At 65.1% G+C, this 26,253-nt stretch carries 24 protein-coding genes; 21 read left to right on the top strand and 3 right to left on the bottom strand.

Annotation, left to right across the window (positions count from 1 at the left end; genetic code table 11):
* Nucleotides 1-71: 71 nt before the first annotated feature.
* From QOJ24_RS26350 to QOJ24_RS26325, 6 genes are all read left to right on the top strand, one after another.
* Nucleotides 72-593 (top strand): CGNR zinc finger domain-containing protein, encoded by a 522-nt coding sequence (locus QOJ24_RS26350; RefSeq protein ID WP_526266487.1) that lies wholly within the window; start codon nt 72-74, stop codon nt 591-593.
* 191 nt (nt 594-784) lie between these two features.
* Complete coding sequence (locus QOJ24_RS26345; RefSeq protein WP_526266501.1) at nt 785-2,458, top strand: MOSC domain-containing protein; 1,674 nt, start codon at nt 785-787, stop codon at nt 2,456-2,458.
* Nucleotides 2,459-2,544: 86 nt separating this feature from the next.
* The gene (trxA, locus tag QOJ24_RS26340; RefSeq protein WP_526266485.1) at nt 2,545-2,910 is read left to right on the top strand and encodes a thioredoxin; all 366 of its coding nucleotides are present in this window, start codon (nt 2,545-2,547) and stop codon (nt 2,908-2,910) included.
* 18 nt (nt 2,911-2,928) lie between these two features.
* On the top strand, nt 2,929-3,759 hold the full coding sequence (locus tag QOJ24_RS26335; RefSeq protein ID WP_526266484.1) for an enoyl-CoA hydratase: 831 nt from the start codon (nt 2,929-2,931) through the stop codon (nt 3,757-3,759).
* Nucleotides 3,760-3,778: 19 nt separating this feature from the next.
* Nucleotides 3,779-5,407 carry an ABC-F family ATP-binding cassette domain-containing protein gene (locus tag QOJ24_RS26330; RefSeq protein WP_526266483.1) on the top strand — a complete coding sequence of 543 codons (1,629 nt, stop codon included), beginning with the start codon at nt 3,779-3,781 and terminating at the stop codon, nt 5,405-5,407.
* Between the two features lie 98 nt (nt 5,408-5,505).
* Complete coding sequence (locus QOJ24_RS26325) at nt 5,506-5,700, top strand: helix-turn-helix domain-containing protein (protein ID WP_526266481.1); 195 nt, start codon at nt 5,506-5,508, stop codon at nt 5,698-5,700.
* On the opposite strand, the gene QOJ24_RS26320 is transcribed toward QOJ24_RS26325, so the two are convergent.
* Complete coding sequence (locus QOJ24_RS26320) at nt 5,697-6,260, bottom strand: TetR/AcrR family transcriptional regulator (protein ID WP_526266480.1); 564 nt, start codon at nt 6,258-6,260, stop codon at nt 5,697-5,699. The two genes, QOJ24_RS26325 and QOJ24_RS26320, sit on opposite strands and share 4 nt — an antisense overlap.
* A 9-nt stretch (nt 6,261-6,269) precedes the next feature.
* Entirely contained in the window at nt 6,270-9,065 is a 2,796-nt protein-coding gene (acnA, locus tag QOJ24_RS26315; RefSeq protein ID WP_526266478.1) for an aconitate hydratase AcnA, read from the bottom strand.
* Between the two features lie 158 nt (nt 9,066-9,223).
* On the opposite strand from acnA, the gene QOJ24_RS26310 reads away from it, so the two are divergent.
* From QOJ24_RS26310 to QOJ24_RS26245, 14 genes are all read left to right on the top strand, one after another.
* Nucleotides 9,224-9,760 (top strand): Rv1476 family membrane protein, encoded by a 537-nt coding sequence (locus QOJ24_RS26310; RefSeq protein ID WP_526266476.1) that lies wholly within the window; start codon nt 9,224-9,226, stop codon nt 9,758-9,760.
* A 174-nt stretch (nt 9,761-9,934) separates the two neighbouring features.
* Complete coding sequence (gene ripA / locus QOJ24_RS26305; protein ID WP_526266474.1) at nt 9,935-11,323, top strand: NlpC/P60 family peptidoglycan endopeptidase RipA; 1,389 nt, start codon at nt 9,935-9,937, stop codon at nt 11,321-11,323.
* Between the two features lie 23 nt (nt 11,324-11,346).
* Nucleotides 11,347-12,060: an NlpC/P60 family peptidoglycan endopeptidase RipB gene (gene ripB / locus QOJ24_RS26300; RefSeq protein ID WP_526266500.1), complete on the top strand. Its 714-nt coding sequence runs from the start codon at nt 11,347-11,349 to the stop codon at nt 12,058-12,060.
* A 136-nt stretch (nt 12,061-12,196) separates the two neighbouring features.
* The gene (gene moxR1 / locus QOJ24_RS26295) at nt 12,197-13,318 is read left to right on the top strand and encodes a chaperone MoxR1 (RefSeq protein ID WP_526266473.1); all 1,122 of its coding nucleotides are present in this window, start codon (nt 12,197-12,199) and stop codon (nt 13,316-13,318) included.
* A complete protein-coding gene (locus tag QOJ24_RS26290) occupies nt 13,315-14,259 on the top strand; it encodes a DUF58 domain-containing protein (RefSeq protein ID WP_526266472.1) in 945 nt (314 codons plus the stop codon). Before moxR1 ends, QOJ24_RS26290 begins: the two co-directional genes overlap by 4 nt.
* A gap of 58 nt (nt 14,260-14,317) precedes the next feature.
* A complete protein-coding gene (locus QOJ24_RS26285; protein WP_526266470.1) occupies nt 14,318-15,325 on the top strand; it encodes a vWA domain-containing protein in 1,008 nt (335 codons plus the stop codon).
* A 22-nt stretch (nt 15,326-15,347) separates the two neighbouring features.
* Nucleotides 15,348-16,355, top strand: coding sequence for a vWA domain-containing protein (locus QOJ24_RS26280; RefSeq protein ID WP_526266468.1), 1,008 nt, complete (start codon nt 15,348-15,350; stop codon nt 16,353-16,355).
* A gap of 42 nt (nt 16,356-16,397) precedes the next feature.
* Nucleotides 16,398-17,162, top strand: coding sequence for a 3-oxoacyl-ACP reductase FabG1 (gene fabG1, locus QOJ24_RS26275; protein WP_526266466.1), 765 nt, complete (start codon nt 16,398-16,400; stop codon nt 17,160-17,162).
* Between the two features lie 100 nt (nt 17,163-17,262).
* Nucleotides 17,263-18,639 (top strand): hemopexin repeat-containing protein, encoded by a 1,377-nt coding sequence (locus QOJ24_RS26270; RefSeq protein ID WP_526266464.1) that lies wholly within the window; start codon nt 17,263-17,265, stop codon nt 18,637-18,639.
* Nucleotides 18,639-19,796, top strand: a complete 1,158-nt coding sequence (locus QOJ24_RS26265; RefSeq protein ID WP_526266462.1) for a patatin-like phospholipase family protein — start codon at nt 18,639-18,641, stop codon at nt 19,794-19,796. Before QOJ24_RS26270 ends, QOJ24_RS26265 begins: the two co-directional genes overlap by 1 nt.
* Nucleotides 19,793-21,628: a hypothetical protein gene (locus QOJ24_RS26260; RefSeq protein ID WP_526266461.1), complete on the top strand. Its 1,836-nt coding sequence runs from the start codon at nt 19,793-19,795 to the stop codon at nt 21,626-21,628. The genes QOJ24_RS26265 and QOJ24_RS26260 overlap by 4 nt, the downstream gene beginning before the upstream one ends.
* Nucleotides 21,628-22,953, top strand: coding sequence for a ComEC/Rec2 family competence protein (locus QOJ24_RS26255; RefSeq protein WP_526266460.1), 1,326 nt, complete (start codon nt 21,628-21,630; stop codon nt 22,951-22,953). The genes QOJ24_RS26260 and QOJ24_RS26255 overlap by 1 nt, the downstream gene beginning before the upstream one ends.
* A 97-nt stretch (nt 22,954-23,050) precedes the next feature.
* Nucleotides 23,051-23,860, top strand: coding sequence for an NADH-dependent enoyl-ACP reductase InhA (gene inhA, locus QOJ24_RS26250; RefSeq protein ID WP_526266459.1), 810 nt, complete (start codon nt 23,051-23,053; stop codon nt 23,858-23,860).
* Nucleotides 23,861-24,895, top strand: a complete 1,035-nt coding sequence (locus tag QOJ24_RS26245; RefSeq protein ID WP_526266457.1) for a ferrochelatase — start codon at nt 23,861-23,863, stop codon at nt 24,893-24,895.
* Here the strand turns inward: QOJ24_RS26245 and QOJ24_RS26240 are convergent.
* Nucleotides 24,892-25,746 carry an Rv1486c family protein gene (locus tag QOJ24_RS26240; RefSeq protein WP_526266455.1) on the bottom strand — a complete coding sequence of 285 codons (855 nt, stop codon included), beginning with the start codon at nt 25,744-25,746 and terminating at the stop codon, nt 24,892-24,894. The genes QOJ24_RS26245 and QOJ24_RS26240 overlap by 4 nt on opposite strands.
* A 59-nt stretch (nt 25,747-25,805) precedes the next feature.
* On the opposite strand from QOJ24_RS26240, the gene QOJ24_RS26235 reads away from it, so the two are divergent.
* Complete coding sequence (locus QOJ24_RS26235) at nt 25,806-26,237, top strand: NfeD family protein (RefSeq protein ID WP_526266453.1); 432 nt, start codon at nt 25,806-25,808, stop codon at nt 26,235-26,237.
* The last annotated feature ends 16 nt before the right edge of the window (nt 26,238-26,253 follow it).

Raw genomic sequence — 26,253 nt, 5'->3', positions numbered from 1 at the left:
TCCCGATCCGTGGTGGTGTCACGCGGCACGCTCGACCCTGTAACCTGTCAATATTGATTTGGGGGTTAGCCATGGATCTCGCAGCAGTCGCTCCCGGCGACGAGGAGTTCCTACTCGAGCTGCTCAACACCACACCGGTGGTGGACGGCGAGCCGCGCGACGCCCTCGCGCGGCCGAAGGTGGCCCGCGCCTGGATGCGCGCGCACGGCGTGGCGTCGACCAATGCCGAATTGGCCGCGCTCCTCGACGCTCGGTCGGCACTGCAGGCGGTGGTCCGCGGCGAACAGACCCCGTCGGCGCTGCAGCGCTTCCTCGGATCCGTCGCCCTTCGCGCGACGGTGAGCCGGGGTGGCGTGGACTGGCGTTTGACTTTCGACCGGGGCGAGGGGGGAGCGGTACGCGCGGTGCTCGCCTGGGACGCCCTTCGGGTCTCCAGTCCCGGGCGGCTTCGGCCATGCGCCAACCCGGAATGCCGATTGTTTCTGATAGACCGAAGCAAGCCCAACACTGCACGGTGGTGCTCGATGGCAATTTGTGGCAACCGGATGAAGGCCCGTCGACACTACCGCCGCACCCATGAGCGGGCGATATGACGAACTACATTCGCGCACAACAAAAGTCGTTGCAATACACTTCCCATACCCCTTGACGATTCTACATTCCGTGCCCTCGACGGCCGGCGATGTCGGCAAAACATTTCGCCGCGCTGGTTAATGAGGGAAGATCGATTGTGCTCAACTCATCTGACGGCGTCGCCGCGAAGCTGGTCTCCGTCAACGTCGGAATGCCAACTGATGTGGCATGGCACGGGAAGACCGTGCACACCGGCATCTACAAGAACCCCGTCACCGGTCCGGTGATGGTGCGCAGGCTGAACATCGACGGCGACGGCCAGGGCGACCTCGGCGGCCACGGCGGCGAGCAACGCGCCGTGATGGTTTATCAGACCGAGTCGTATGACTACTGGAGCCAGTTCTTCGGGCGCAGCGACTTGGCCCCGGGCAATTTCGGCGAGAATTTCACGATCACCGGGCTTGGCGACGACGAGGTGTGCATCGGCGACCGCTACGCCATCGGGGACGCGGAGTTCGAGGTGACCCAACCGCGGGTCACCTGTTTCCGGGTCGGCATGCGAATCGGAGAGCCTGATATGCCGAATCTCCTTGTGGCCCATCATCGCCCCGGCTTCTACTTCCGTGTCATCACGGAGGGGAGTGTTCAGGCAGGGGACGCCATTGTTCGGACGCGCCAAGGACGGCACGAACTGACCGTCGCCGACATCGACGCGCTGCTGTATCTACCCGACCGCGATTCGGACATGCTGCGCGAGGCCGTCGACGTGCCGGCGCTGAGCCCCGGATGGCAGCAGTCCTTCAACGACCTGCTGGCCGCTGGTCAAAATGCGTCGGCCGCAACGGAACCAGCCATCGGGGTCGAACCGGGGTGGAACGGATTCCGGCGATTACGCGTCGCGGGTGTGCACCATGAAAGCCCGTCGATCATGTCGATACGGTTCGAAGCCGACGACGGCACCCGGCTGCCGGTTCCGCTACCGGGCCAGTATCTGACGCTGCGACTGCCCGATGCCGGCGACCCGGCGCCGTTGCGCAGCTACTCACTGTCGAGCTACGGCACCGACTATCGAATCAGTGTCAAGCGCGAGGACCGCGGTGCCGTCAGTCGGTGGCTGCACGACAACATTCGCGACGGCTCTGTTGTCGATGTCGCGGCGCCGCGCGGTGACTTCTACCTGACGGATTCCGGCTCGCCGGTTGTCCTGCTGTCGGCAGGCGTCGGTGTCACCCCGGTGCTGGCGATGTTGCACGCGTTGGCCGAGGGCGCGAGTACGCGCGAGGTGTGGTGGGTGCACACCACGCGGGACGCCCACACCCGAGCGTTCGGTCACGAGGTCAGCGATTTGATCGCTGCGCTGTCCAACGCGCACGAGCAGGTGTTCTACACAAGCTCTTCCGGTCGGCTCGACAGCCGGACCGTCGCAGCGCTCGGGCTTCCGGGCGACGCGGCCGTTTACATGTGCGGGCCTGACCCGTTCATGGCCGACATGCGCGTCGCGCTGACCGACGCCGGGCTCGATCCGGCCCACATCTACAGCGAGTTGTTCGGCGCCCTGCCGCCGATCAACCCCGGAATCGTCGAGAAGTCGACGGCGCGGCCGCATCCGCCCACTGGGCCCGCAGGCGCCGGACCAACCGTGTCATTCTCGCGCAGCGGGCTCACGGTCAACTGGTCCCCGCAGTACACCAGCATCCTGGAGTTCGCGGAGGCCTGCGATGTGCCAACACGATTCTCGTGCCGAAGCGGTGTCTGCCACACATGTGTCACCCAGGTGATCGCGGGCTCGACGGTCTACACCCAACCGCCGCTGGAGCAGCCGCCGCACGGGACGGTGCTGATCTGCGTCGCCGAACCGGGCAATGGAGTCGTCCTCGATCTCTGACCGATCACTGGTTCGAGAAGTCGCGCGTGGGTTACCCGTGATCACATAGTGGGAACAGACAGCTTTACGCCGGCGTTAGGAGAAACGTGACTACCCGAGACATCACAGCTGCTGAGTTCAACGACACCATCAAGGACAACGAGATCGTGCTGGTGGATTTCTGGGCGTCGTGGTGCGGGCCATGTAAGGCGTTCGCGCCGACCTTTTCGGCGTCGGCCGACAAGCACCCCGATGTGGTGTACGCGAAGGTCGACACCGAAGCCGAGCAGCAACTCGCCGCCGCCGCCGACATTCGATCGATCCCGACCCTGATGGCGTTCAAGAAGGGCAAGCTGGTGTTCAACCAGGCCGGCGCATTACCGCCGGCTGCCCTCGAGGACCTGATACAGCAGGTCAAGGACCTCGATGTGGACGCCGCCATCGCCGCACAAAGCAACGGCGAACAGGCTTGATGCGCTGCACGCGATAGCGTGCAGTGCGTGACCGAGCATCCTGACTTCGTCCTCATCGATCGCCCGCGCCCGGATGTGGCGTTGGTGACCCTCAATCGCCCCGAGCGGATGAACTCGATGGCGTTCGACGTCATGGTTCCGCTCAAGGCCGTTCTCGAAGAGCTGACCTACGACAACTCCGTGCGGGCGGTCGTGCTCACCGGGGCGGGTCGGGGGTTCTCCTCGGGCGCCGACCACAAATCCGCAGGCTCCGTCCCCCACATCGGCGGGTTGACCCGGCCGACGTTCGCCTTGCGCTCCATGGAGGTGCTCGACGACGTCATCCTTTCCCTGCGCAAGATGCATCAGCCCGTCATCGCGGCGGTGAACGGGGCCGCGATCGGCGGGGGACTGTGCCTGGCGCTGGCTGCCGACATCCGGGTCGCGGGCGCCGGGGCCTATTTCCGGGCCGCTGGGATCAACAACGGGCTGACTGCGAGCGAGCTCGGCCTGAGCTATCTGCTTCCGAGGGCGATCGGCACCTCGCGGGCCTTCGAGCTGATGTTGACCGGCCGCGACGTCGACGCGCAGGAGGCCGAACGGATCGGCCTGGTTTCCCGTGCCGTGCCCGATGACCAGCTGCTCGACACCTGTTATGAGATGGCCGAGCGGATTGCGGCGTTCTCCCGGCCCGGAATCGAGTTGACCAAGCGCACACTGTGGACTGGACTGGACGCCGCTAGCCTGGAGGGACACATGCAGGCCGAGGGCCTTGGCCAACTCTTCGTTCGCTTACTCACCGCCAATTTCGAAGAAGCGGTCGCCGCGCGCGCGGAGAACCGGGCCGCGGTCTTCACCGACGACAAGTAACAGTGATGAGGAGAGCAGCGTGATCACGGCAACGGACCTCGAGGTCCGCGCAGGCGCGCGCACGCTGCTGTCGACCGACGGGACGGCCCTTCGGGTGCAGCCCGGCGATCGCATCGGACTCGTGGGCCGAAACGGTGCGGGCAAGACCACCACCATGCGGATCCTGGCGGGCGAAGGTGAGCCATACGCGGGCAACATCACCCGGACCGGCGAAATCGGTTATCTGCCGCAGGATCCAAGAGAAGGCAACCTCGACACCCTGGCCCGCGATCGGGTGTTATCGGCCCGCGGCCTCGACACCCTGTTGGCCGACCTGGAGAAACAGCAGGCGTTGATGGCCGAGGTCGCCGACGACGCCACCCGCGATCGTGCCGTGCGCCGCTACGGCCAGCTCGAAGAGCGGTTCGCCGCCCTCGGCGGGTACGGCGCCGAGAGCGAGGCAGCACGCATCTGCGCGAGCCTCGGTCTACCTGAACGCGTACTCACCCAGCCGTTGCGCACCCTGTCGGGCGGGCAGCGCCGCCGCGTCGAACTGTCCCGCATTTTGTTCGCCGCATCCGACAGCGGGGCGGGTTCGTCGACGACGCTGCTGCTCGACGAGCCCACCAACCACCTCGACGCCGACTCGCTTGGCTGGTTACGCGACTTCCTCCGGACGCACCCCGGCGGGTTGGTAGTGATCAGCCACAACGTCGAGCTGCTCGCAGACGTGGTCAACCGGGTCTGGTTCCTCGACGCCGTGCGCGGCGAGGTCGACGTCTACAACATGTCGTGGCAGAAGTATCTCGATGCGCGCGCCACAGACGAACAGCGCCGTCGCCGCGAACGTGCCAACGCCGAGCGCAAGGCGACCGCTCTGCGTACCCAGGCGGCCAAGATGGGCGCAAAGGCGACCAAAGCCGTTGCGGCGCAGAATATGTTGCGTAGGGCTGACCGCATGATGGCGGCACTGGACGAAGAGCGCGTCGCCGACAAGGTGGCCCGGATCAAGTTCCCCAGCCCGGCGTCGTGCGGCCGCACCCCCCTGGTGGCCAAGGACCTGACGAAGATGTACGGCTCGCTCGAGGTGTTCGCCGGCGTCGATCTGGCCATCGACCGTGGTTCGCGGGTGGTGGTGCTCGGCCTCAACGGCGCGGGCAAGACCACGCTGCTTCGCCTGCTGGCCGGAGTCGAGACACCCGACACCGGTGGGCTCGAGCCCGGCCACGGCCTCAAGATCGGCTACTTCGCGCAGGAGCACGACACCCTCGACGATCTCGCGACGGTGTGGGAGAACATCCGCCATGCGGCTCCCGACACGGGCGAGCAGGAGCTACGCGGTCTGCTCGGCGCTTTCATGTTCAGCGGGCCGCAACTCGATCAGCCTGCGGGCACGTTGTCCGGAGGCGAGAAGACCCGTCTTGCTCTCGCGGGTCTCGTCGCCTCCACGGCAAATGTGCTTCTGCTCGACGAACCGACGAACAATCTCGATCCGGCGTCACGCGAGCAGGTGCTGGACGCACTGCGCAGCTACCAAGGAGCGGTGGTGCTGGTGACCCACGACCCCGGCGCCGCCGAGGCACTGGACCCGCAGCGGGTCGTGCTTCTTCCCGACGGCACCGAGGACTTCTGGTCGGCGGACTACGCCGACCTCATCGAGTTGGCCTGAGCCGACATTCGCCAGCGTCGTTTGCCGATAATTGACGCGGTTGGTTTCGGCTCTCCTGCGCTGGGTATTCGTCGGGGCATCACAGCGGGGAGGTGTCGATGAAGAAACTGAACAAGTCGCGGGATCAGTTGCTACAGGAACTGCGAAACGCCTACGAGGGGGGCGCGAGCATTCGCACACTGGTCGCCAAAACGGGCCGATCGTACGGCTCGATACACAGCATGTTGCGTGAATCCGGCACCACGATGCGCAGTCGCGGCGGCCCCAACCACCGCACGCGGCGCGCCAGCTAGGGCTGTCGCACCGACGATTCGACGAGGTCGAGTACGGCGCTGAGCTTTTCGGGATCGTCTCCGGACGCCAGTCGCGCAACCAGCCCGTCGAGCACCAGATCCAGGTACATGTGCAGTACGTCGCTGGGCACGTCGTCGCGCAGTCGGCCGGCCTGCTTTTGTCTGCGCAGCCGCTCGGTGGTCGCGGTGGACAGTTCAGCCGATCGGTCGGACCATCCCTTGTTGAACGCCGGATCGTTTCGAAGCTTGCGTGCAATTTCGAGGCGGGTGGCCAACCAGTCGAACTGTTCGGGCGCGGCAAGCATGTCTCGCATGACCTGAACGAGGCCTTCGCGCGACGCGACGTCGGCCATCCGCTCGGCATCCTCGTGGGCCAGTTCGAAGAACAGGGTGTCCTTGTCCTTGAAGTGGTGGAAGATCGCGCCGCGGGATAGTCCGATGGTGTGCTCGAGCCTACGCACCGTCGCCCTGTCATAGCCGTACTCGGCAAAGCACCGGCGGGCACCGTCAAGAATCTGACGGCGACGCGCCGCCAGGTGGTCGTCGGTTACCCGCGGCAACTTCTCGCCCTACGACTTCAGCATGTTGCGGAGTACGTACCGCAGGATGCCGCCGTTGCGGTAGTAGTCGGCTTCACCGGGCGTGTCGATGCGCACGACGGCGTCGAACTCAACGGCGTTTCCGTCCTCCTTGGCGGCCTTCACATGCACCGTCTTCGGCGTCTTGCCGTCGTTGAGTGCCTCGATGCCGGTGATGTCGAAGGTCTCGGAGCCGTCCAGCTTCAGCGAGGCCGCGGACTCACCCTCGGGGAACTGCAGCGGGATGACACCCATGCCGATCAGGTTGGAGCGGTGGATGCGCTCGAACGACTCGGTGATGACCGCACGCACGCCCAGAAGGCTGGTGCCCTTGGCCGCCCAGTCGCGCGAAGAGCCCGAACCGTACTCCTTGCCGCCCAGCACGACCAGCGGGGTTTCGGCCGCCGCGTAGTTCTGCGCGGCGTCGTAGATGAACGCCTGCTCGCCGCCGTTGGTGAAATCTCGCGTGTAGCCGCCTGAGACATCGTCGAGCAGCTGATTGCGCAGGCGGATGTTGGCGAACGTGCCCCGGATCATCACCTCGTGGTTTCCGCGTCGTGACCCGTAGGAGTTGTAATTGGCCTTGTCCACGCCGTGCTCGTCCAGGTACTGCGCGGCGGGTGTGCCCGGCTTGATGTTGCCCGCCGGGGAGATGTGGTCGGTGGTGACCGAATCACCCAGCAGCGCAAGCACTCTGGCGCCGCTGATGTCGGTCACCGGCTGCGGCTCGGCGGGCATCCCGTCGAAGTACGGAGGCTTGCGCACGTAGGTCGAGTCGGCGTTCCACTCGAAGGTGTTGCCGCTGGGCGTCGGCAGGTTGCGCCAGCGTTCGTCACCCTTGAAGACATCGCCGTAGTTCTTCGTGAACATCTCGGTGTTGATCGCCGATGCGATCGTGTCGGAGATGTCCTTCTGGGACGGCCAGATGTCCTTCAGGAAGACGTCGTTGCCGGCTTCGTCCGTGCCCAAAGGCTCCGACTCGAAGTCGAAGTCCATCGTGCCCGCCAAAGCGTAGGCAATCACCAGGGGAGGCGATGCGAGGTAGTTCATCTTCACATCGGGATTGATCCGACCCTCGAAGTTGCGATTACCCGAGAGCACCGCGGCGACGGACAAGTCGCACTCGTTGATCGCCTTGCTGATCTCGTCCGGCAGTGGGCCGGAGTTGCCGATGCAGGTTGTGCAGCCGTAACCGACCAGATAGAAGCCGAGCTTCTCCAGATACGGCCAGAGCGCGGCCTTTTCGTAGTAGTCGGTGACCACCTGCGAACCCGGCGCCATCGTGGTCTTCACCCACGGCTTGGACGTCAAGCCCTTCTCGACGGCGTTCTTGGCGAGCAGCGCAGCGCCGATCATGACCTCGGGATTGGATGTGTTGGTGCACGACGTGATCGCCGCGATCACCACCGCGCCGTGGTCGAGGATGAACTCGCCGCGGCCCTCGCATGCGACGTCGACCGGATTGCTCGGCCGGCCGTTCGAGTTCACTGCAGCCGAGGGCACCGGGGTGTCGTTGTCTTCGAAAGAGAGCACCGCGGGGTCGCTGGCCGGGAAGGATTCTTCGACGGCCTCGTCCAGCTTGGTGTGCTCGGCAGGCAGGTTCTCCTCGACGTAATTGTGAATGTCCTTGCGGAAGGCCGTCTTCGCATCGGTCAGCGAGATGCGGTCCTGGGGACGCTTCGGCCCGGCGATGGACGCCACGACGTCGCCCAGGTCCAGCTCGATGTACTCGGAGTACTTCGGCTCACGTTTCGGGTCGTGCCACATGCCCTGCTCTTTGGCGTACGCCTCGACCAACTCCAGCTGCTCCTTGCTGCGGCCGGTCAGCCTCAGATAGTCGATTGTGACGTCGTCAATCGGGAAAATTGCTGCGGTGGAACCGAACTCGGGGCTCATGTTGCCCAGCGTCGCGCGGTTGGCCAGTGGCACCTCGGCGACGCCCTCGCCGTAGAACTCGACGAATTTGCCGACCACGCCGTGCTTGCGCAGCATCTCGGTGACGGTCAGCACGACGTCGGTGGCGGTGACGCCCGCGGGGCGCTCACCGGTGAGCTTGAAACCGACCACCCGGGGGATGAGCATCGACACCGGTTGGCCCAGCATCGCCGCCTCGGCCTCGATACCGCCGACGCCCCAGCCGAGTACGCCGAGGCCGTTCTCCATCGTGGTGTGGCTGTCGGTGCCCACACACGTGTCCGGGTATGCGACACCGTCGCGCTCCCAGACCACCCGGGCCAGGTATTCGATGTTGACCTGGTGCACGATGCCGGTTCCCGGGGGCACCACCTTGAAGTCGTCGAATGCGCCCTGACCCCAGCGGAGGAACTGGTAGCGCTCGCCGTTGCGCTCGTACTCGATCTCGACGTTGCGCTCGAATGCGTCGGCGGTGCCGAACAGGTCGGCGATCACCGAGTGGTCGATCACCAGATCGGCGGGTGCAAGCGGATTGACCTTGTCGGCGTCCCCGCCGAGATCGCCGACGGCCTCCCGCATGGTGGCCAAGTCGACGATGCAGGGCACGCCGGTGAAGTCCTGCATGATCACGCGGGCCGGGGTGAATTGGATCTCGACGCTTGGATCGGCGCTCGGGTCCCAGTTCGCGATCGCCTCGATGTGGTCCTTGGTGATGTTGGCACCGTCCTCGGTGCGAAGCAGGTTCTCGGCGAGCACCTTGAGGCTGTAGGGGAGCTTTTCGGTACCCGACACGGCGTCCAGGCGGTATATCTCGTAGCTCTTGTCCCCGACCTTGAGGGTGTCGCGGGCTCCAAACGAATCCTTGCTGCTCACATCAACTCCCGGCTGTGTAATCGCCGCGACGGGCTGGTCAGCGGCTCGTTCATTCTAACAGTACGCTTGTCCTATAAAGCAAGCCTGGCGGGCTCCATCCTTGTCCTTGCGGGTGCGTGCTGCCACTGTTTTGAACCGGTATCGCGTACGGTTCACCTGTGGCCGGCCCGGACATGATCCCGTTCCTTCCGTCGTATATCCCACCCGACGTCGATATGAACCAGGTGCTCGCGGACGTGCGCGACGACGGTGTGAGCGTGCCGCCCGCCGATGCGAAGGTCGTACCCGAATTGCGACAGGTGGTCGCCGACGCCCGCGAGCATGGCATCGACCTCAAGATCGTGGTGATCGCGACCAACCCGCCGATCGACACGCCGCTGCGGGATATCGCGACCGAGGTCGGGGAGGAGTACCCCGGCTCGACTGTTCTCGCGATGAGCCCGACATGGGCCGGCACCTACAGCCCGACATTCGATCGAGTGACGCTCGAGGCCGGTCAAGATATCGCCAAGAACGGCGACCCGGTTGCGTCGTCGAAGAATTTCGTCAGCGAGTTGACGACAAGCCATTTCCCCTGGACGGCATTCTCCGTGGTGCTCGTCGTATTGGTATTGGGCGCTGCCGTCGCGACGCGATTACTGCAGGTCCGAAGCAGGCGTCAGGCCGCCGATATCGAGTCGCAAACGGTGCAATAACTCCTGGCAGAACCACTGCTCGAATTCGAATATCACCATTCGGTCACACCTCTCTAATTACAGATATGTAATTTGTGACTAGAGTTTCTTTAGTGTCAGATGTGACGTACGGTGCAGAAGTACCCAGTGGTGTAGTAGTTGTTTGTGTGACTTCTGCGAGGAGATTTGAGTCGAATGAGACGCACCCCTCGCGCCTTCGCGTCCCTCGGCATCCTGTTGGCGATCGCGTTGTACACCCCGGGCGGGCTGGCGGCCGCCCAGCCGGGTAGTCCCGATTCCATCGGTTCGCTGGTCGCCGCCATCGCGAACGTGAACCAGCAGTTGCAGGATCTCGGCGCTGCCGTGCAGGCCAAGCAGGAGAGCGTCAACAAGGCCATCGTCGATGTCCAGAACGCTCGTGACAACGCCGTCGCGGCGCAGGACGAAGTGGACGCCAGCCGACACGCGGTCGACGATGCGGGCGCGGCGATCAAGTCGGCGCAACAGCGGTTCGACACCTTCGCGGCGTCGACGTATGTCAACGGTCCCTCGAGTTCCTATCTGACCGCGGCCGATCCCGCAGACATCATCGACACGGCTTCAGCGGGACAGGCGCTCGCCGCAAGCTCCCAGCAGGTGATGTCGGACCTGCAGCGGGCCCGTACCGAACAGGTCAACAAGGAGTCCGCGGCACGGCTGGCCAAGCAGAAGGCCGACCAGGCCACGGTGGATGCGCAGTCCAGCCAGGATGCGGCCGTTTCTACGCTGAAGTCGGCTCAGCAGACGTTCGCCGACCAGCAGGGCCAGCTCGCCCAGCTGACTGCGCAGCGCTCCGCCGCCCAGGCGAAGCTGGCCGAGGCCCGAACGTGGTCGACTTCGACAACGGGACAGTCGAAACCCGCTGCACCGCTGGCGAACCCGTCCGCGGACTGGGACCGCGTAGCAGGGCCGGCTGCCCCTGCTGCGGCGAACTGGGACCAGAGCCTCTGGGATCCGACGCTCCCTGCGATCCCGAGCGCTTTTGTCAGCGGTGATCCGATCGCCATCATCAACTCCGTGCTCGGCATGTCGTCCACCTCGGCGCAGTACACCGCCGACATGGGTCGAAATTTTCTGCGCAAGATGGGAATTCTGCCGACACCGAGCGGCTATACCAATGGCGCCATTCCGCGCGTCTACGGTAGGCAGGCCTCCGAGTACGTCATCAAGCGCGCCGGCTCCCAGATGGGTGTGCCGTACTCATGGGGTGGCGGCAATGCGGCAGGCCCGAGCACCGGCATTGATTCGGGTTCCAACACAGTGGGATTCGATTGCTCTGGGTTGATCCTGTACGCGTTCGCCGGCGTCGGCATCAAGCTGCCGCATTACTCGGGTTCGCAATACGAGTTGGGTCGCAAGATCCCGTCATCGCAGATGCGGCGCGGCGACGTCATCTTCTACGGACCGGGCGGCAGCCAGCACGTGACGCTGTACCTCGGCAACGGTCAGATGCTCGAGGCACCGTATACCGGCTCAGATGTTCACATTTCGCCGGTGCGGACCAGCGGCATGACCCCCTACGTCATCCGGTACATCGAATACTGATGCGAAAGATTCTGTTGATAGTTATGCGCCACAACGCTTTCCGTCTTGCCAAGCTTGCCCTGCCGTTGCTTACGGCGCTGGCTCTGCTGATCGGGTCGGCCGTCCCGGCGACGGCCGCACCCGATGACGGCCAGTGGGACCCGACGCTGCCCAAGCTGCTCAGTGCGGGCGCCCCCGGTGACCCTGTCGCGATCGCCAACGCTTCATTCGAGGCCACCCAGATGGCGATGCAGACGACCCAGAGCCTTGGTCAGAAGTTCCTGCAGGGCATCGGTCTCGGCGGGAGCAGTGGTGGTGCCAGCACCGGAAGCGTCGGTGTGGGTCGGGTTCGCGGACCGCAGGCGATCGAGTATGTGATTCGCCGAGGGGCCTCGCAGATGGGCGTGCCGTATTCATGGGGAGGCGGCACGCCCAGCGGGCCCAGCACGGGCGTGGACTCCGGCGCAGACATCGTCGGTTACGACTGCTCCGGTTTCACCCGGTACGCGTTCGCCGGCGTCGGCGTGCTGATTCCCAAGTACTCCGGGGATCAGTACAACACCGGCCGCAAAATTCCGCAGGCGCAGGCCAAGCGTGGCGACCTTCTGTTCTGGGGCCCCGGTGGCAGCCAGCACGTCGCGATCTTCCTGGGCGGCGGCAAGATGCTCGAGGCCTCCGGCAGCGCAGGCAAAGTGACGGTGAGCCCGCTACGGACGTCCGGCCTGCAGCCGTATCTCGCCCGCATGATCGAATCCTGAGCGTGGGCTGAGCGGACCCTGAACACTGCCGGGCAACGTCGACGGAATCCGTGGTGCCTGGAATAGTTGACGGCGGGCACCCGCCCGCGGCGCACGACCTGCGTCTTTAACCGAGACCAACGTAAGAGGATCGTCGATGACGTCAGCAGGTGGGCCGCAAGGCCCGACGCAGGGTTACCCCCCTAATACCCAGGCAGGCTCGCCGCCGCCGGCCAATTCCGGGGGCCTGCAGTCCGAGGTGCACACCTTGGAGCGCGCCATCTTCGAGGTCAAGCGCATCATCGTGGGCCAGGACCTGCTGGTCGAGCGCATGCTGGTCGGCCTGCTCGCCAAGGGGCACGTACTGCTCGAGGGCGTGCCGGGCGTTGCCAAGACCCTCGCGGTCGAGACTTTCGCCAAGGTGGTCGGCGGCACATTCGCCCGCATCCAGTTCACCCCCGACCTGGTGCCCACCGACATCGTCGGCACCCGGATCTACCGCCAGGGCAAGGAGGAGTTCGATATCGAGCTCGGTCCCGTCGTGGTGAACTTCCTGCTCGCCGACGAGATCAACCGTGCCCCTGCCAAGGTGCAGTCCGCGCTGCTGGAGGTCATGGCCGAGCGCAAGATCTCGATCGGCGGCAAGACCTTCCCGCTGCCCGCTCCGTTCCTGGTGATGGCGACGCAGAACCCGATCGAGCAGGAGGGTGTCTACGCGCTGCCCGAGGCGCAGCGGGACCGCTTCCTGTTCAAGCTGAACATCGACTACCCGACGCCAGAAGAAGAGCGCGAGATCGTCTACCGGATGGGTGTCAAACCTCCCGAACCCAAGCAGGTCCTCGCGCCCGGCGATCTGCTGCGCCTGCAGGATGTGGCTGCCAATACGTTCGTGCACCATGCGCTGGTCGACTACGTCGTGCGCATCGTCACCGCGACCCGCACGCCGGACAAGTTCGGCATGCCCGACGCCAAGGCGTGGATCGCCTACGGTGCGTCGCCGCGTGCGTCGCTCGGCATCATCGCGGCGTCCCGTGCGCTGGCCCTGGTGCGCGGACGCGACTACGTCATCCCGCAGGACGTTGTGGAGGTCATCCCCGACGTGCTGCGGCACCGCCTGGTGCTCACCTACGACGCGCTGGCCGACGAGATCTCCGCGGAAACGGTGATCAACCGGATCATGCAGACCGTTGCCCTCCCGCAGGTGAATGCCATTCCGCAGCAGGGACATTCGGTGCCCCCCGTCGTGCCCGCCGCGGCAGCCGCGGCTAGCGGTCGGTGACCAGCTCACGACGCCAGGTCGACCTGCCGTCACTGAAGCGCGGGGAGATCCGTGATCCCGCGCTGACGGCGGCGCTGCGCAAGCTCGAGCTGACGGTGCGTCGCAAACTCGACGGCGTGCTGCATGGAGACCACCTGGGTCTGCTGCCCGGTCCGGGTTCCGAGCCGGGCGAGTCGCGCCTGTACCAGCCCGGCGATGATGTGCGCCGGATGGATTGGTCGGTCACCGCGCGAACGACGCATCCGCACGTTCGCCAGATGATCGCCGACCGCGAGCTGGAAACCTGGCTGGTGGTGGACATGTCGGCCAGCCTCGACTTCGGCACCACCGGATGCGAGAAGCGTGACCTGGCGGTGGCCGCGGCCGCGGCCATCACCTTTCTCAACAGCGGCGGCGGCAACCGGATCGGCGCCATTATCGCCAACGGCGACTCGGTGCGGCGTGTTCCTGCGCTGTCGGGCCGGATGCACGAGCAGGAGATGCTGCGCACCATTGCGACCATGCCGAAGGCGCCTACGGGTGTCCGCGGTGACCTCGCCGCCGCCATCGACGCGTTGCGCAGGCCGGAGCGGCGCCGCGGCATGGCGGTGATCATCAGCGACTTCCTCGGCCCGATCAACTGGATGCGGCCACTACGGGCGATCGCGGGGCGGCATGAGGTCCTCGGCATCGAGGTGCTGGACCCTCGCGACGTTGAACTGCCACCGGTCGGCGACGTCATCCTGCAGGACACTGAATCAGGCGTCACGCGCGAATTCACGATCGACGAAGAACTGCGCTCCGACTTCGAGAAGGCAGCGGAGGCCCACCACGTCGAGGTGGCGCGGACCCTGCGCCGCTGTGATGCGCCGCTGCTGACACTGCGCACCGACCGGGACTGGATCGCCGACGTGGTCCGGTTTGTCGCCAACCGGCGCCGAGGGGCGATGGCCGGCCGATGAGCGCTTGCGCGAAGAGCAGAACGCACAGGGCATAGGCCAACGAAATGACAACTGCCACATGACATTACCGTTGCTCGGACCGATGTCGCTATCCGGCTTCGAACACGCTTGGTTCCTCCTGTTTCTTCTCGTTGTGCTCGCGATTGTGGCGCTGTACGTCCTCGTTCAGTTCGCCCGTCAGCGGCGGATGCTGCGCTTTGCGAACATGGAACTGCTGGAAAGCGTTGCGCCGAAACGGCCTACCCGCTGGCGGCATCTGCCCGCCATCCTGTTGGTGGCATCGCTGTTGCTGCTCACCGTCGCGATGGCGGGGCCGACGAACGACGTCCGCATCCCGCGTAACCGCGCCGTGGTCATGCTGGTGATCGATGTGTCGCAGTCCATGCGCGCAACCGATGTGTCGCCGAATCGGCTGGCGGCCGCGCAGGAGGCCTCCAAGCAGTTCGCCGACGAGCTGACCCCCGGTATCAACCTCGGCCTGATCGCCTACGCGGGCACCGCCACCGTGCTGGTCTCGCCGACCACCAACCGCGAGGCGACCAAGAACGCGATCGACAAGCTGCAGTTGGCCGACCGCACGGCGACCGGCGAAGGTATCTTCACCGCTCTGCAGGCCATCGCCACCGTCGGCGCCGTGCTCGGTGGTGGCGACGAACCGCCTCCTGCGCGCGTCGTGTTGTTCTCCGACGGCAAGGAGACGGTGCCATCGAACCCGGACAACCCGAAGGGCGCGTTCACCGCCGCGCGCACCGCGAAGGACCAGGGTGTGCCGATCTCCACCATCTCGTTCGGTACCCCGTACGGATATGTCGAGATCAACGATCAGCGCCAACCGGTGCCCGTCGACGACGACATGCTGCGCAAGATTGCCGATTTGTCCGGCGGCGAGGCCTACACGGCATCCAGCCTGGATCAGCTGCGCGAGGTGTACTCGAACCTTCAGCAGCAGATCGGTTACGAGACGATCAAGGGTGATGCCAGCGCGGGATGGCTGCGGCTCGGCGCCCTGATTCTGGCCCTCGCGGCGCTGGCAGCCATGCTGCTCAACCGCCGGCTACCCAACTAGCAACGGAAATGGCAAGCAGCGCATGACGTTACCAGTGCTCGGACCAATGACGCTGACGGGCTTCGAACACGCCTGGTACTTCCTGTTCCTCTTCGTCGTGGCGGGACTGGTGGGGCTCTACATCGCCATGCAGGCGGCAAGGCGCAAGCGGTTGCTGCGGTTCGCCAACACCGAGTTGCTGGAAAGTGTCTCGCCGAGACGACCGTCGCGGTGGCGACACCTGGCGACGATTCTGCTGATGTTGTCGCTCGTGATGCTGACGATCGCGATGGCAGGGCCCACCCGCGATGTTCGCATTCCCCGCAACCGTGCCGTGGTCATGTTGGTCATCGACGTGTCGCAGTCGATGCGGGCCACCGACGTGGCACCCAGCCGGCTGGAAGCCACCCAGGAAGCCGCAAAACAGTTCGTCGACCAGATGACGCCGGGCATCAACCTCGGGTTGATCTCCTACGCGGGGGCCGCCACCGTGTTGGTGTCGCCGACCACCAATCGTGACGCAACCAAGAACGCGATCGACAAGCTCCAGGTGGCCGATCGAACCGCGACCGGCGAGGCCATCTTCACCGCGTTGCAGGCCATCTCCACCGTCGGCGCGGTGATCGGTGGGGGTGACACACCGCCCCCCGCCCACGTTGTGCTGATGTCCGACGGCAAAGAGACCGTGCCGTCCAATCCGGACAACCCGAAGGGCGCGTACACCGCCGCCCGCACCGCGAAGGACCAGGGCGTGCCGATATCGACGGTGTCGTTCGGCACCCCCTACGGCACTGTCGACATGAACGGCCAGCAGACGCCCGTTCCCGTCGACGACGAGATGCTGAAGAAGATCGCCCAGCTGTCGAAGGGGGAGAGCTACACTGCGTCGAACCTCGAGCAACTCAAAGAGGTCTTCACCAACCTTCAGGAGCAGATCGGCTACGAGACCCAGAAGGGCGATGCCGGCACCGGTTGGCTGCGGCTCGGGGCTCTGGTGCTGGCGTTGGCTGCGGTGGCCGCCCTGCTGATCAACCGGCGACTGCCGAACTAAAGCGATTTCTTAGACATGGTCGACACACGTTAAGTTGGCCGCATGACTGACACCACCGAGGGCGAGACTGTCGGCCGAGCGATTGGCGGCCGTCCTCCTTTCGTCTCCCGTTCGGTGCTGGTCACCGGCGGAAACCGTGGTATAGGCCTGGCCATCGCGCAGCGGCTCGCCGCAGACGGTCACAAGGTGGCAGCCACGCATCGTGGGTCGGGGGTGCCCGACGGGTTGTTCGGCGTCGAGTGCGACATCACCGACACCGACGCCGTCGACCGTGCGTTCACCGCGATCGAGGAACACCACGGTCCGGTCGAGGTGTTGGTGGCCAATGCCGGCGTAGCAGCGGACGCGTTCCTCATGCGGATGACGGTGGAGAAGTTCGAGAAGGTCATCGACGCGAACCTCACCGGGGCGTTCCGGGTGGCTCAGCGCGCATCGCGCAGCATGCAGCGCAAGCGGTTCGGCCGGATGATTTTCGTCGGTTCGGTTTCCGGCACATGGGGCGTCGGCAACCAGGCCAACTACGCGGCTTCCAAGGCAGGACTGATCGGAATGGCCCGCTCGATCTCCAGGGAGCTGACCAAGGCCGGGGTCACCGCGAACGTGGTGGCGCCTGGCTACATCGACACCGACATGACCCGCGCGCTGGACGAGCGGATCCAGAAAGGCGCGCTGGAGTTCGTCCCGGCGAAGCGGGTTGGCACCGCCGCAGAGGTGGCAGGGGTGGTGAGCTTCCTTGCGTCCGAGGACGCGAGTTACATCTCCGGTGCGGTGATCCCGGTCGACGGCGGCATGGGTATGGGCCACTGAGTAGTCACCTTCGCAGGATTGCGTAGTCCAACACTCGTTACCTGCCGTCCTCACTGGCATAGCGTCGATTCATCGACCCATGCGGATGTGAGGAACGGCAATGGCACACATCAGTTGCACCATCAAGCAGGTACCGCCTGACAAAGTCGTCGAGTCGGCGTCAAAGGCCGTCGAGCTGAATCCGGCCAACGCGCCCAACACCTCATCGCTACCTCACGGGTTCACGCCGACACCGGAAAGCCTTGCGGTGATGACCCAGAAATACTGGGGTCCGGCAGGCGTTCGGCTCACTGTCGGCTTTCTCGACAACGCGTCGGCCGAGTTGCGGCGCCGCATCATCTCGCACATGAACGCCTGGGGCTCGTGGGCGAACGTCCAGTTCGCCGAGACCAACACCGATCCGCAGGTTCGGATCGCGCGCACCCGCGACGACGGCTACTGGTCGTATCTGGGCACCGATGTGCTGTCCATCCCGGACGATGAGCCGACGATGAACCTCGACAGCTTCACCATGAATACGGCCGACTCGGAGTTCCACCGTGTCGTCAGGCACGAAACCGGACACACTCTCGGCTTCCCGCACGAGCACATGCGCAAGGAGATCATCGACCGGATCGATCGCGAGAAGGCGATAGCGCTGTTCATGCGAACGCAGGGCTGGTCTCGTGAGGAGGTCATCGCTCAGGTGTTGACGCCGTTCGCAGCCTCCGCGCTGAAGGCGACCGCGGCCACCGACGTGAACTCGATCATGTGCTACGACCTCCCGGGCAGCATCATGAAGGACGGCATCGCGGTGCCCGGCGGCAAGGACATCGACAATCTGGACGCCGCGTTCGCCGCGAAGCTCTATCCGGGACCGGTCTCGCCGTCTGCCGTTTGGCCGAATGGCAAGGTCTATCTCTTCAAGGGCAAGACGTATGTCAGCTATGACGTGGCGTCGGACAAGAGCGATCCCGGATTCCCCGCCGATATCGCCGGGCATTGGACCGGATTCCCGGCCTCCTTCAGCGAGGGTGTGGATGCCGGGGTGGTGTGGACCAACGGAAAGGCCTACTTCTTCAAGGGTTCTCAATTCGTCCGCTTCGATCTGCCCGCCGAGCGGGTCGACCCTGGTTATCCCAAGACGATCTCGTCGAAGTGGCCGGGCGTGTTCACCGAAAACATCGACGCCGTGGTGGTCTGGCCGAATGGAAAGGCGTACTTCTTCTCCGGCGATCAATACCTGCGTTACGACATTGCCCGCAATATGGCCGACCCCGGATTCCCCGCCGCCATTGCAGGCAACTGGCCCGGTATGCCGGACGAATTCGCCTCGGGCATCGACGAAGCAGTCGTGTGGAACGACGGAACGGCCTACTTTTTCTCCGGTGACCGATATGTGCGATATGACATCGCCGCCGACCGGGTCGAGTCCGGATATCCGAAGCCCATCACGGGCAACTGGCCCGGAGTCTGGTCGGATGGCGTGGGCCGCTGATGACTGACGGCCAAGCACCCGATCTGCGAACGCCAGTTCACCCGACGCCGGGCGATGCGGAAACACGCCTCGAAGACGGAGTCGCGCTGTGTCTTTCGGGTGGGGGATACCGGGCGATGGTCTTCCACCTCGGCGTGCTGTGGCGGCTCAACGAAACGAAGCTGCTGTCGAAGATCAAACGCTTCTCCTCGGTGTCCGGCGGCTCCATCACAGCCGGAGTGCTGGCCCGTAGGTGGGGAACGCTGACATTCATCAACGGTGTCGCCACCAACTTCGAGGAGGTCGTTGTGCAACCCGTGCGTCAGATGGCAAGCACGACCATCGACCTCGGCGCAGTGTTCTGGGGGTCGGTGCTGCCCGGATCGATCTCCGACCGGGCGGCCAACGCGTATCGCGAGCACCTTTTCGATGACACCACGTTGCAGGACCTGCCCGATGAACCGCGCTTCGTGTTCAATGCCACCAACCTCGAATCCGGGGTGGCCTTCAGGTTCAGCAAGCCCTACATGGGCGACTACCGCGTCGGGCGGATCCTCGATCCGAAGATCGAACTGGCCGTCGCGGTGGCGGCCTCCTCGGCGTTTCCGCCCGTCCTGTCGCCATGCGTAATGGACCTCCGCCGCCAGACGTGGACGGACGACGACGGCAACGACCTCGGCGACAAGCCGGGCTTTCGCGACGAGATCAAACTCACCGACGGCGGCGTATACGACAACATGGGCCTGGAAACCGCGTGGAAGCGGTACAAGACCATATTGGTCAGCGACGCAGGAGGTCACGTCGACGAAGACCCGGACCCGGGCTCGGACTGGCTGCGACAGACCGCGCGAGTGCTCAGTCTCGTCGACAATCAGGTGCGCTCTCTGCGCAAGCGCCAGGTCATCGAATCCTTCCGCGCCGACAAGTCAGGGATGTTCATCGGAATCCGAAGTGACATAGCTGATTTTCCTGTCTCGGTGCTGCCCGCCGACCATGTCAAGACGACCGGGCTGGCGGACTTGGCAACCCGGTTGTCCGCAATGAGCAGGGGAGAGCAAGAACGCCTGATCAATTGGGGCTACATCGTGTGCGACGCCGGCCTGCGCAGCCACGTGGCCAAGGAGGCCGACCTCGACGGCGCCACCCCGTTGCCGTATCCGAACGAGCCGCTGACATGACTCCGTCGAGCGCCCCGAAGTCCGGGCCCGCTGTCGAACGGCCGCGCCGACGACGCCTGCGCACCTACGCATTCGACCCGATGTCCACCCGGCTGTCGGGACAGTTCCTCACGCTCAGTGTGCCCTACGAACTCGGCCTCAAAGAGGGTCCCGAGGGGGAACTGCTGCGCGTCGTCGACTTCGATCCGGTGCGCAAAAGCTGGTATGCCACGGTCGATCTGGACGAGCCGTATGTTCTGGCTCAGGACGGCCTGCAGCCGGCGGAGGGTGACCCGCGCTCACATCAGCAGATCGTCTACGCGGTCGCGTCGAGCGTCATCGAGCGGTTCGAGCGATACCTCGGCAGGCGATTCCGCTGGCGTGGCGACGAGAAGCTGAGTCTCGTTCCGCACGCGTTCGAGGGCCGCAACGCCTATTTCGACCCGACCCGCAAGGCGGTGCTGTTCGGTTACTACCGTGCCGATCTGACGGATCCGGGTGCCAATCTGCCGGGCCAGATGATCTTCACCTGCTTGTCGTCGGACATCATCGCCCACGAGGTCACCCACGCGCTCGTGCACCGGCTGCGGAGGCACTTCTCCGTGGCCACCAACCCAGACGTATTCGCGTGGCATGAAGCCTTCGCCGACCTGATTGCGCTCTTCCAGCATTTCGCATACGAGGATGTCGTCGTGGATGCGATCGCATCGACGTCGGGCAGCATCCAACACGGTGCCGCCCTCTTCGACCTGGCGTCGGAGTTCGGGCAGTCCACCGGACGGGGCGAGGCGTTGCGCCGGGCGATCGATCCCAACATCCCTGCGGGAGTGCTGCGCACACCCGACCGCTACCACTCCGCCACCGAACCTCATGAACGCGGTGCGTGTTTCGTCGGTGCAGTGTTCGACGCGTACCTCGACCGGTATCGCGCTGCAGTCGCCGACCTGCTACGACTGGCCACCAGTGGCGCAGCCGGACTCTCCAGCGGGCGGTTGCATCCCGACCTGGTGGGCCGAGTCGCTGACGAAGCCATCACGACCGCAGATCGGTTCTTGGGCATGGTGGTTCGCGCATTCGACTACTTGCCACCCGTCGACGTCACCTTCGGCGACGTCGTGCAGGCCATCGTCACCTCCGACCGCTCGCTGTACCCGACCGACCGGCTCGGGTTGCGGGGCAACCTCATCGAAGCGCTGCGGCGCCGCGGAATCTACCCGACCCGGGCGATCTCCCTCACTGATGCCGCATTGATCTGGCCCAAACCTGACGGGCCGCTGTCTCTGTGCGACGGCGATCCAGCTGTGCCGCTTGAGGAACTGGTGCTCGAGGCATCCATGAACCTCGACCCGGCCAGCACGCCGGGGGATAAGCCGGAGCGGGTGTTCAGCGCGCTGAGCGTCTGGGCCAAACGGCATGCGGTGGCGATCGGCCTTGAACCCAGCAAGCCGACCCATCTAGAGAGCGTTCACGTCACCTATCGGCAAGCGGACGACTGCCAACCCCGCCCGGAGATCGTCGTCCAGTTCACCCAGCGCCGCGACGACCTGGAGGAGATCGAGCAGCCGCACCTCCCGCCGGATGCGCGCACCCCTCTGCTTGCCGGCACCACGCTAATCGCCCGAGTGGACGGCGAAGTCCAGCACATCATCTCCAAACCTCTTCCGCTGATAGACCCGGCAGCCGACGCAACATCGCACTATGTCGACGAGTACGGGAGGGACCGCCTGGAGAAGATGCGGACCTTCATGGGTGAGGTATCCGACGGAGATCCGCTCGCGGCTTGGACCGACGAGCCCGCCGTACACCGGTTGACCTTCGCCAATCTGCACACGGACGGTCAAGGGGGATGGTGATGGCCGCCGATCACGTCGAAATACGCATGTACAACATGGGTTTCGGAGACGCGTTCCGGGTCACGGTTCGGCGGGGCGACGCGACGTGGCGGATGCTCGTCGACTGCGGTGTGCACGCGCACGGACAGGCGCGGCCGGTAGCGGAATCGGTGAAGAAGATCGTCGACGATCTCGCCGAGGACTGCGGCGGGAAAGCACAACTCGACGTCGTGGTCGGCACACATCATCATCGCGACCACATCGTCGGGTTTGCCGATGATCGGTGGGCCGACGTCCAGGTTGACGAGGTCTGGGTGCCGTTCGTCGAGAACGATGACGACCCCGACGCCATTGGCCTACGCGAAGCGCAGACGCGAACCGCGCAGAAGCTCGCGGGGTTGATCGACGATCGGATACAGCGGTTGGCCGCCAATCAGACCGAGGCGAAGCACACACTCGAGCTGGCGAAGGCGATGGCGGACAACTCACGCGGCAACGCAAGGGCTACCGACCGCCTGCTGGGTCGCAACGGCACGACCTTCGCCAAGCCAGGGCACGACGTGCGTTTCCTTCCCGACAAAGACCCACTCAAGAACAACGTCAAAGCGCGGCGGTGCGGGGTGGTGGCGCACGTCTTCGGTCCTCCTCGAGACCCGGCGATTCTGAGGAAGATGGACCCGCCGAAGACGGCAGGATGGTTGACGCTGAACCTGGACGATGTCGTTGACGCTGCCGATCCCGACGATGTGGACACTCCTGCGCCTGCGGCCAAGAACCCCGAGGACGATAAGGACATCTGGCCGCTGTTCAACCGCACGTACGTCATTGCCGACAAGACGCAGGTGCCCGACCATCTGCAGAAGGCCAAGTCCAACCTCAGGTTGACCACGCTGTCCAACGACGTGGGGCTACTGGCGGCCGCCTCGGTCCTGGAGCAGTCAGTCAACAACACCAGCCTGTTCTTCGTGCTCGAGGTCGGTGGGCTACGGCTGCTATTCCCCGGCGATGCCCAATACGGTGCGTGGGAGCACGTTCGCAGCAATCCAGACGCGATGAAGCTGATCCGTGACGCTGACTTCTACAAGATGGGCCACCACGGATCCCATAACGCGACGCCGATGCGCTTCATCGAGGAACAGTGGCTCAAGCCCGGAGACACCATGGTTCCGTGGGGGCTCGTCGAGCTCTGGAAGGACACCATTCCCTGGCAGAAGCTCATAGATGCCCTCTCAACCAAACATCACCGGGTGATCAAGCCGACCGAGGTGCTGGCCGGTGATGCTTCCCACAGTGAGCTGGTAACAAACGAGTGGTGGTCGCAGCTGACCTTCACGTTGGACGGGTGACCGGCGGTTTCGACCGCGCCGCTGCCACCCCTTCGCACAGGCTTCCAGGCGCCGACCATATCCTCTACAGCTAGCCCACAAAGGAGAAGAAGCGGATATGGCTGGACTGCTCGAAGGCAAACGCATCCTGGTCACGGGGATCATCACCGACTCATCGATCGCGTTCCACATCGCCAAGGTTGCGCAGGAGTCCGGTGCCCAGCTGGTGCTCACCGGTTTCGACCGGATGAAGCTGATTCAGCGCATCGCCGACCGGCTGCCGGAGAAGGCGCCGTTGCTCGAGCTCGATGTTCAGAATCAGGAGCACTTGGACTCATTGGCCGATCGCGTCACCGAGGTGATCGGCGAGGGCAACAAGCTCGATGGCGTCGTGCACTCCATCGGCTTCATGCCGCAGACGGGGATGGGCATCAGCCCGTTCTTCGATGCGTCGTACGAGGACGTCGCCAAGGGCATTCACATCTCGGCGTACTCGTACGCGTCGTTGGCCAAGGCCACGCTGCCGGTTCTGAACCGGGGAGGCTCGATCGTCGGTATGGACTTCGACCCGACTCGCGCCATGCCCGCCTACAACTGGATGACGGTCGCCAAGAGCGCGTTGGAATCGGTGAACCGATTCGTGGCCCGGGAGGCCGGCCCTATGGGTGTGCGGTCGAATCTCGTTGCCGCCGGGCCGATTCGTACACTGGCCATGAGCGCGATCGTGGGTGGCGCACTCGGTGCCGATGCCGGCGATCAGATCCGCCTTCTCGAGGAGGGCTGGGACCAGCGGGCACCCGTCGGCTGGGACATGAAGGATCCCACGCCGGTAGCCAAGACCGTGTGCGCCCTGCTGTCGGACTGGTTGCCCGCCACCACCGGCACCGTCGTCTACGCCGACGGCGGCGCCCACACTCAGTTGCTCTAGATGGATTTCGACGGCGTCCTGCTGCTGTCCTTCGGTGGCCCGGAGGCGCCCGAGCATGTGATGCCGTTCCTGGAGAACGTCACTCGCGGCAGGGGCATCCCCAGGGAGCGGCTCGCCGCGGTCGCCGAGCACTATCTGCATTTCGGTGGTGTCTCGCCGATCAACGGCATCAACCGCGCGCTGATCGCCCAGTTGGAGTCCGAACTGGCCGATCGCGGGCGTGATCTGCCGGTGTACTTCGGCAACCGCAACTGGGACCCGTACATCGAGGATGCGGTTGTTGCCATGCGCAACAACGGTATTCAACGTGCGGCGGTGTTCACCACGTCAGCCTGGGGTGGGTACTCCAGTTGCACGCAGTACAACGAGGACCTCGCCCGCGGTCGCTCGGCGGCCGGTGACCGCGCGCCCGAACTCGTGAAACTTCGCCAGTACTTCGACCATCCGCTGTTTGTCCAGATGTTCGCCGATGCGATTGGCGACGCGGTGCTGACCCTGCCCCCAGAGCTCCGCGACGAAGCCCGGCTTATCTTCACCGCGCACTCCATTCCGCTGGCGGCCCGGTCCCGATGTGGCACAGATCTTTACGCCCGCCAGGTTGCCTATGCATCCCGGCTCGTCGCGACAGAGGCGGGATTCGCCGATTACGACCAGGTGTGGCAGTCGCGGTCAGGGCCGCCTCAGGTGCCGTGGCTGGAACCCGATGCGGCCGACCATCTGTCGGGCCTCGCCGACGCGGGCACCAGGGCCGTCGTCGTCTGTCCGATCGGCTTCGTCGCCGATCACATAGAGGTGGTGTGGGATCTGGACAACGAATTGCGCGCACTGGCGGCCGACCGGGGCGTCGCGTTCGCCAGGGCTGCCACCCCCAATGCCGACCGGCGGTTCGCTCGGCTGGCCGTCGATCTGATCGACGAGCTTCGCGATGGCCGCGACCCGTCCCGTTTCGTGAGCGCCCAAGACGTGCAAGTGCCTCCGCTGCAGGGGTTTTCGATCAATGGGGCGCTGTGCACGCCCGAGTGCGGGAAGACTTAGCGCCAGGCAGACGCCAGGATGGCGCTGATCGCCGCCAGCCGGGCCGAGCGCACGACCGCGGACAAGGGACGCAGCGCCTCGTTCGCGATCTGCGCCTCCGATGAGCTCTGCAGGCCGATCGGCATCAAACCCGAACTGACCGTGACGATTGCGTCAATGTGCGCGGCGTTCTCCAGCACCCGCAGCGCGCGCGACGGCGCGTGGTCGGGCGCCCGGTGCTGACCTGAAGACTCCATCACCTGCTCGACGAGCTTGCGCGGGTCGGCCACGTCGAGGCCGCCCGCTTCGGCGCGCAGGGCTCCGAGCGCGTCGGCTGCCGATCGAACCGCCGAACGCAGCGCGAATTCGGCGTCGCCGAGGTCGACGTGCTCGGCGATCGGCACCTGTGGCAGCGAGTACACCGTCCAGCTGAGACCGGCCACCTCGGCTTCCTCGGATTCGTCGTAGCCGTCGGAGTCGTCGTACTCGAAGTCGGGGACCAGGCCGACCGCCGGTGACGTGGGTCCGCCGTTGATGATGATCGCCTCGCCGACGGTGACCGCGTCGCGCTGGAATTGGGTCCCCGGAGGCAGGCCGCGGACGTCGCCCGGCACCGGCAGCACCACTGAGATGGCGGGTGCGCCGACGGGAACGCCCGCCGCGGTACGCAGGGTCTGCAGCAGCGACATGGTCCCGAAATGGTTCACATCCGGCCAGGGCAGACCGGTCGTACCGGCCGCAACGGCATCATAGGCGGTCACCGAATGCCTTGGCGCCCATTGAGATAACGCATCGAGGACGTCATCGGGCGCAGCGGCGCCCGCGAGCCAGGCATTGGCCCACACCGACAGCGAGACACTAGGGCACCACATGATGCTCGCAGTGTAATAGTTCGCCGCTCGTCGGGCGGATCACGCGCTAGGCTTTCAGCATGCCTGTTGCGCTGATCTGGCTAATCGCCGCGCTGGCCCTTGCCGGGGCCGAGGCGCTCACCGGCGACCTGTTCCTGCTGATGCTCGGCGGCGGTGCACTGGCGGCAGCCGGGTCGAGCCTTGTCTTCGACGATCTGTGGGTGCACGGCGCGGTCTTCGCGGTGGTATCGGTGCTGCTGCTGGTGTTGGTCCGCCCGGCCCTACGCCGCCACTTCATGTCGGGTACAGGTCTGCTGGAGCCGGCCAAGGCCCTGGAAGGCAAGAGTGCGCTGGTGCTCGACCGCGTCGGACGTCATGAAGGGCAAGTGAAACTCGACGGTGAAGTCTGGACGGCGCGGCCCTTCAACGACGACGATGTCTACGAACAGGGCGACCACGTGACCGTCATGCACATCGACGGCGCTACGGCGGTCGTCCACAAGGTCGTCTAGAGAAGCCTGGACAACT

The organism is Mycobacterium sp. (assembly GCF_032159775.1).
In the GTDB taxonomy this organism is placed as follows: Bacteria; Actinomycetota; Actinomycetes; order Mycobacteriales; family Mycobacteriaceae; genus Mycobacterium.
This window is presented reverse-complemented; position numbering and strand designations above follow the sequence as displayed.